The organism is Serratia sp. 506_PEND (assembly GCF_001076875.1).
GTDB lineage: Bacteria > Pseudomonadota > Gammaproteobacteria > Enterobacterales > Enterobacteriaceae > Serratia > Serratia marcescens.
The window spans coordinates 1-5597 of the sequence record NZ_JVEL01000273.1; the positions used below are offsets into that span (position 1 = coordinate 1).

Below are 5597 nucleotides of genomic sequence, written 5' to 3' on the forward strand. Positions count from 1 at the left end.
GTCGATTGATCCTGTGAACCATATGGCTTACATGAACGATGTGCGCATTCCGAACGTGTTTTGGTTAGTGGCGCGCGACAGCTATGAACGCGTCGCGAAACAGTACCCGCAAAAAGTGATCGATGGCCACGGGCCTTCCCCCATGATCGGCACGCCATACGGCATGATCACGTTGATGTGGATGTCGCCGCTCGAAGTGCCTTGCAACCAACCCCCTTACGGCACGATCACCGCCGTCGATTACAAAAACAAAAAGATCGCCTGGCAGATACCGGCCGGCACCGCCGAAAAAATGGGGCCGCTGGGCATCAGATCGCACCTGCCGATGCCGGTTGGCATGCCCACCTACGCGGGCACTATGACGACCGCCGGCGGCCTGGTCTTCTTCGCCGGCTTCCAGGACTATTATCTGCGCGCCTACGACAGCAGCACCGGCAAAGAAGTCTGGAAATATGCGCTGCCGGTCGGCGCGAGCGCGACGCCAATGAGCTACGTTTCGCCTAAAACCGGCAAGCAATACATCGTTATTGTGGTCGGCGGCGCCGCGCATTCGACAGAAACCGGCGATTACGTGATGGCGTTTGCGCTGCCTTAACCCGTTGCCCCGTTTGTCTGCGCCATCCCACAGGCAAGCGGGGCGAACCGGCCTTGCTCAACTGCGCTATCTTTATCGACAGCGGCCGCCATGGCCGCTGCTCAGCCTTGGCTGGCGAGCCCGCCTGACGCCGGCATGCAGAAAAACCGTTTGATAACGGCGAGAAAAATTAAATCCACAAAAGGTTCACGATGGAAACATTCTTCACCATATTGATCTTATTGCTCACCGTCTCGTTGTCCGGCGTCGTGACGCGCATCTTGCCCTTCCAGATCCCGCTTCCGCTGATGCAAATCATCGTTGGCGCCGTGTTGGCCTGGCCGCAGTTTGGATTGCATATCGACTTCAATCCCGAGCTTTTCTTGATGCTGTTTATTCCCCCGCTGCTGTTCGCCGACGGTTGGAAAACGCCGGCGCAAGAGTTCATCCATTACGGCAGAGAAATCCTTTGTCTGGCCCTGGTGCTGGTGATCATCACGGTCGTCGGGGTGGGTTATCTGATTCACTTCCTGCTCCCGTCAATCCCCCTCGCCGCCGCATTTGCCCTGGCCGCCGTTCTGTCGCCAACGGACGCCGTGGCGCTGTCCGGCATCGTCGGTAAAGGACGCATGCCCAAACCCGTGATGAGAGTGATCGAAGGGGAGGCGTTGATGAACGACGCCTCCGGTTTGGTTTCCCTCAACTTCTCTATCGCTGTCGCGCTCGGCGCGATGGCGTTTACCCTGGAGAGCGCCTTTCTGACCTTTCTGCAGGTATCGATTGGTGGGGTGCTGTGCGGCATCATTATTGTTTTTCTCTATAATCAAATGGTTAAGTTCATCCATAAATGGATGTATAACGATTCCGCCACTCAGATTATTTTCTCGCTGTTACTGCCCTTTTCCTGCTATCTGATTGCGGAAAGAATCGGCGTATCCGGCATCCTGGCCGCCGTCAGCGCCGGCATGATGATTGGCCAATCCAAAGTGAATCGCAGCATGCCGCTGGTGCGTTTACGCACCAATAATATTTGGGAAATGCTCGAGTTCGTGTTTAACGGCATGGTGTTTATTCTGCTTGGGCTGCAGCTGCCGGGCATCTTGAACTTCACCGTGGCGCAAACCGGTATCGATCATTCCATCAGCCTGGAGACGCTGCTGGCTTACGTGGTGATCATCTATTTTAGTTTGATCGCCGTGCGTTTGATTTGGCTGTGGCTGATGAAGGTCGGCAGCGCGACCCTGATGCGCAAAGATCCGCTGTTATTTTCGAAATTCAGCACGCGCGATCTGTTCGTCGCCGCCTTTGCCGGGGTGCGAGGGGCGGTGACCCTGGCGGGCGTGCTGTCAATTCCGCTGTTTTTATTGGATGGCTCGCCATTCCCGGGGCGGTATCAACTGGTGTTTATCGCCTCGGGGGTCATCCTGCTGTCGATCGTCGTCGGCATCGTCACGCTGCCCTTCCTGTTGCGCGGCAATCTGCCGCCGGAAGAAGATCAGGAAGAGGCTTTCTCCGTTTCAGAAGCCTTGGCGAGCGCGGCGACCAAAGCCGTCAACGAAACCAAGGAAAAGCTGCTCGTCGCCCCGCCGGACGACGCCACGCCGGAGCTGATTGAAGAAACGACGCGGCGGATGCTGGACGTGCTGCAACGTAAAATTCTGACCAAAGAAGACGTTAAGAATATCGTGGCGCTGAAGCGGCTGGAAAAGCAGCTGTACTTAGCCTCGTTGCACGCGGAAAGAGAAGAGCTGTACCGGCTGCGCCGCATGAAGAAAATCAGCCATGAGAAACAGAGAAAGCTGCTGCATCGCATTGATATCACTGAGGTGCTGATCGCTGAAGACAGCGTTTAAACGAGGAGATGAAGGCGGTTCGCCCCCCGCCTTCGGCGCGCGGTCGCCGCCGCAATCGCGCGCCGCAATCGAACGAGTGCTCACGCCACGCCCGTCGTTCGGCTATCTGTGGTACCACGCCTTGAAATACTTCAAAAAGCTGTAGAACACCGCATAAACGCCGGTCACGGCCCCGACCCGGCCCGCTTTCCAGGCGCCGCTGAAAATGTACCACTTGAAAAATGCGCCGATGGCGCTAATCACCCCCCGGAGAATCGATGGCCTTATCGCCTTGTATTTCACCACGCGCGCCGTATAGCTGTTCAGCTTGGCAAACACTTCCTCGATTGAGAAAAAAGTGTCGTGTTTAACGTGCCCGGCCAGTATCAAGGTGGATGCGCCCCCTTCCGCCGCATCATCTACCGGCGCATCATTGAACTTCACCACCTGGCGATGAAAAAAGCGAATGGGGTAATCCGGTGACGAGACGGGATAAAGCGTTCTGACCGCCTGTCCCAACACAAACCAATCGCGACGAATGCGATAGGCGTTGTTTTTGTCAGGGCCTGGGGTGCGCTTGAAAAGCCGCATCGCGTCGACCGCTTCATCATCCATGATCTCATCGCTGTCCAGGCACAAAACCCAGTCATGCCGCGCGCGGGATATGGCGTAATTCATTTGCCGGCCATGGGTTTCAAACGGGTGATAAAGAGGCTTGATATTGAAGTCGTCGCAAATGGCCAACGTGCCGTCAGTACTGCCCGAATCCACCACGATGATTTCATCGGCGAACGCCGCCACAGGTTGCAACACGTCACGCAGCAGGCGCGATGAATTAAACGTCAATAAACACACGGAAATCCGGTTACAAAAATCCATTTTACAATCCACGACACTGAGAAAATGCAGTCCATGCCAAAAACGGCGGACGCGCCGTGCAAAAGCGCGCTCCCAAAGCGCTTCTCCTGCCCCGAGCGCCTCTTCGATTAAGTATTTAGAATATTGGCTGCCCTGTCATGCCCTGGATGATGGCATCTGACTATTTCATCAATTTCAATTAAATCAAAGAGAAAGGCGGATTAAACACGGGCGTTCACCGCACCGGCTCACGCGCTGGCGGGCGCCGAGCGCGAGCGCGGCGCTTGGCGGCGCCTTGGTTTTGTTATAACGTATCAAAAAACAAGTAAAGGGAAGACGACGATGAAAATCCAGCTGTCGCTGTTGTTTCTCAGCCTGCTGGCCGGCAAGGCCGCAGCGTTTCAGTCGAAAGTGCCCGAACCGCGCCCGGAGCAGGGGCGGGCGGCGGAACAAAACATCGAAAATCTGTTTTACGGCTTTCACGCCATGGACGCCCAGCCGGTGAGCATCGGCAGTTGCGCGGCAGTGCCGGTAGCGGGATGCCAATGCGCGTTCTGCACCCAGCTGCGGCAGGCCGGTCGTTGAGCCGCCCCCTCATTCAACCCAGCTCATATTGCACGTTCAACTGCCCTTTCTTCATCTTTAGGCCGGTAATCGCGATCGCGCCCACCTCGCCCAGCGCGGCGACATGGGTGCCGCCACAGCCGTAGGCGGGCAGCTCGCCGAAACCGACCTGGCGCAAACCGTCCACCGCCTGCTGGCGGCGCGGCAGATCGGCGGCGATCAAGCGCGCCAGCTCCGCCTGCAAAAAATCCGCTTCTATCGTCTGCGCATCCGGCCCCGGCGCGAAAGTGATGCGCCCTTCACCCGGCCAATGATGAGCCTTGACCGGCCGCCAGCCCCGGGTTTCGCCCAACCAGCCGATCAGATGCCCAGCGGAGTGCCAGCGGGCGTGCAGCCGGCGCTGCGCTTCATCGATTTGCATCGTAACCGGCCCGTTCGGCAGCGGCGCGGCAGTAAAGTGCACCACGGTATCCCCCTGCTGCTGCACCCGCAGCACGATGACGCCGCCTAACGACCCCACATCGGACGGCTGGCCGCCGCCCTGCGGGTGGAACAGCGTGGCGTCCAGCTCCACGGCGTAAGCGCCCGCCTCGGCCGGCGCACAGCTCAACACCTGCGCCTGGCCCTGTAAATCGTCGCTGTAGTAATAACGTCGTTCGGTCATCATTTTTCTCCTCGGTTCGAAGAGCCATTATATTCATGTCATAATCGGAGCATAATCCGCCGCCATCACAATGGACCTTTGCGTCATGAGCACAAATCTTTCTTACGCGCTGTTGGCCGAAATGGCCGTTTTCGTTCAGGTGGTAGAGAGCGGCAGTTTTTCCGCCGCCGCCCGCAAGCTGGGCGCTTCGCCTTCCGCCGTCAGCCGCAGCGTGGCGAAGCTCGAGCAGGCGCTGGCGCTGCAGCTGCTGCACCGCACCACCCGCAAACTGCGGCTGAGCGAAAGCGGCGAAGAGGCGTTTGCGCACTGCCGCACCCTGCTGGCGGCGGCCGACGCGGTCATGGCGATCGGCGGGCGCGGCGCCGCGGAGCCCGAAGGGCTGGTCAGCGTCAGCGTACCCAAAGCGGTGGGCCGCTTCGTGCTGCATCCGCACATGCCGGAGTTCCTGCGCCGCTACCCGAAGGTGGACGTGAGGCTGCGGCTAGAAGATCGTTACATGGATTTGATCGACGATCGGGTCGATCTGGCGCTGCGCATTACCGATCGCCCGTCGCCCGGATTGGTCGGCCGCCAGTTGATGAGAATAGACCATCTGCTGTGCGCCACGCCGCACTACCTGGCGCAACACGGCACGCCGCTGCACCCGCACGATCTGGCGGCGCACAGCTGCATCTATCTGGGAGAAACGCCGAGCGACGCGCAATGGAAATTCCGCCGCAGCGGCAAAACGGTGACGGTCAGCGTGCGCGGCCGCTACGCCGCCAACCACACCGGCGTGCGGCTGGACGCGGTGAAACGGCATATCGGCATCGGCAGCCTGCCGTACTTTACCGCCCGCCAGGCGCTCGACGACGGCGAGATCGTGCAGGTGTTGCCGGAATGGGATTTCCTCAGCAGCTATCACGGCGGCCTGTGGTTGCTCTATGCGCCCAACCAGTATCTGCCGCCCAAACTGCGGGTGTTTATCGACTATCTCGTCGCCTGCCTGGCGCAGGAGCCGCAGTTAAAGCGCCTTGCGTAGCGTGATGTTGATGCGGTGCGGCCCCACCAGCGAGTGGTAGCCTTCCTTGACCGGCAGGATGCCGTGAAAACAGAGCCGCGATGG

At 59.0% G+C, this 5597-nt stretch carries 5 protein-coding genes and 2 pseudogenes; 4 read left to right on the top strand and 3 right to left on the bottom strand.

Translation table 11 applies throughout. The features are described 5' to 3' along the window. Nucleotides 1-595 (top strand): annotated as a pseudogene (locus ADK28_RS07130) (PQQ-binding-like beta-propeller repeat protein); the annotation flags it as partial. A gap of 191 nt (nucleotides 596-786) precedes the next feature. Beyond that, entirely contained in the window at nucleotides 787-2427 is a 1641-nt protein-coding gene (locus ADK28_RS07135) for a Na+/H+ antiporter (protein ID WP_033639912.1), read from the top strand. A 102-nt stretch (nucleotides 2428-2529) separates the two neighbouring features. Here the strand turns inward: ADK28_RS07135 and ADK28_RS07140 are convergent, their stop codons facing one another. Continuing rightward, nucleotides 2530-3285, bottom strand: a complete 756-nt coding sequence (locus ADK28_RS07140) for a glycosyltransferase family 2 protein (protein WP_033639911.1) — start codon at nucleotides 3283-3285, stop codon at nucleotides 2530-2532. A gap of 321 nt (nucleotides 3286-3606) precedes the next feature. On the opposite strand from ADK28_RS07140, the gene ADK28_RS07145 reads away from it, so the two are divergent. Continuing rightward, nucleotides 3607-3849, top strand: a complete 243-nt coding sequence (locus ADK28_RS07145) for a hypothetical protein (RefSeq protein ID WP_048795276.1) — start codon at nucleotides 3607-3609, stop codon at nucleotides 3847-3849. Between the two features lie 13 nt (nucleotides 3850-3862). Here ADK28_RS07145 and ADK28_RS07150 read toward each other — a convergent pair whose 3' ends face one another. Beyond that, complete coding sequence (locus ADK28_RS07150) at nucleotides 3863-4492, bottom strand: serine-tRNA(Ala) deacylase AlaX (protein WP_048795277.1); 630 nt, start codon at nucleotides 4490-4492, stop codon at nucleotides 3863-3865. A gap of 85 nt (nucleotides 4493-4577) precedes the next feature. Between ADK28_RS07150 and ADK28_RS07155 the strand changes: the two genes are divergently transcribed. Next, entirely contained in the window at nucleotides 4578-5513 is a 936-nt protein-coding gene (locus ADK28_RS07155) for a LysR family transcriptional regulator (protein WP_033639909.1), read from the top strand. Here the strand turns inward: ADK28_RS07155 and ADK28_RS32910 are convergent. After that, nucleotides 5496-5597 (bottom strand): annotated as a pseudogene (locus tag ADK28_RS32910) (alpha-ketoglutarate-dependent dioxygenase AlkB); the annotation flags it as partial. The gene ADK28_RS07155 and the pseudogene ADK28_RS32910 sit on opposite strands and share 18 nt — an antisense overlap.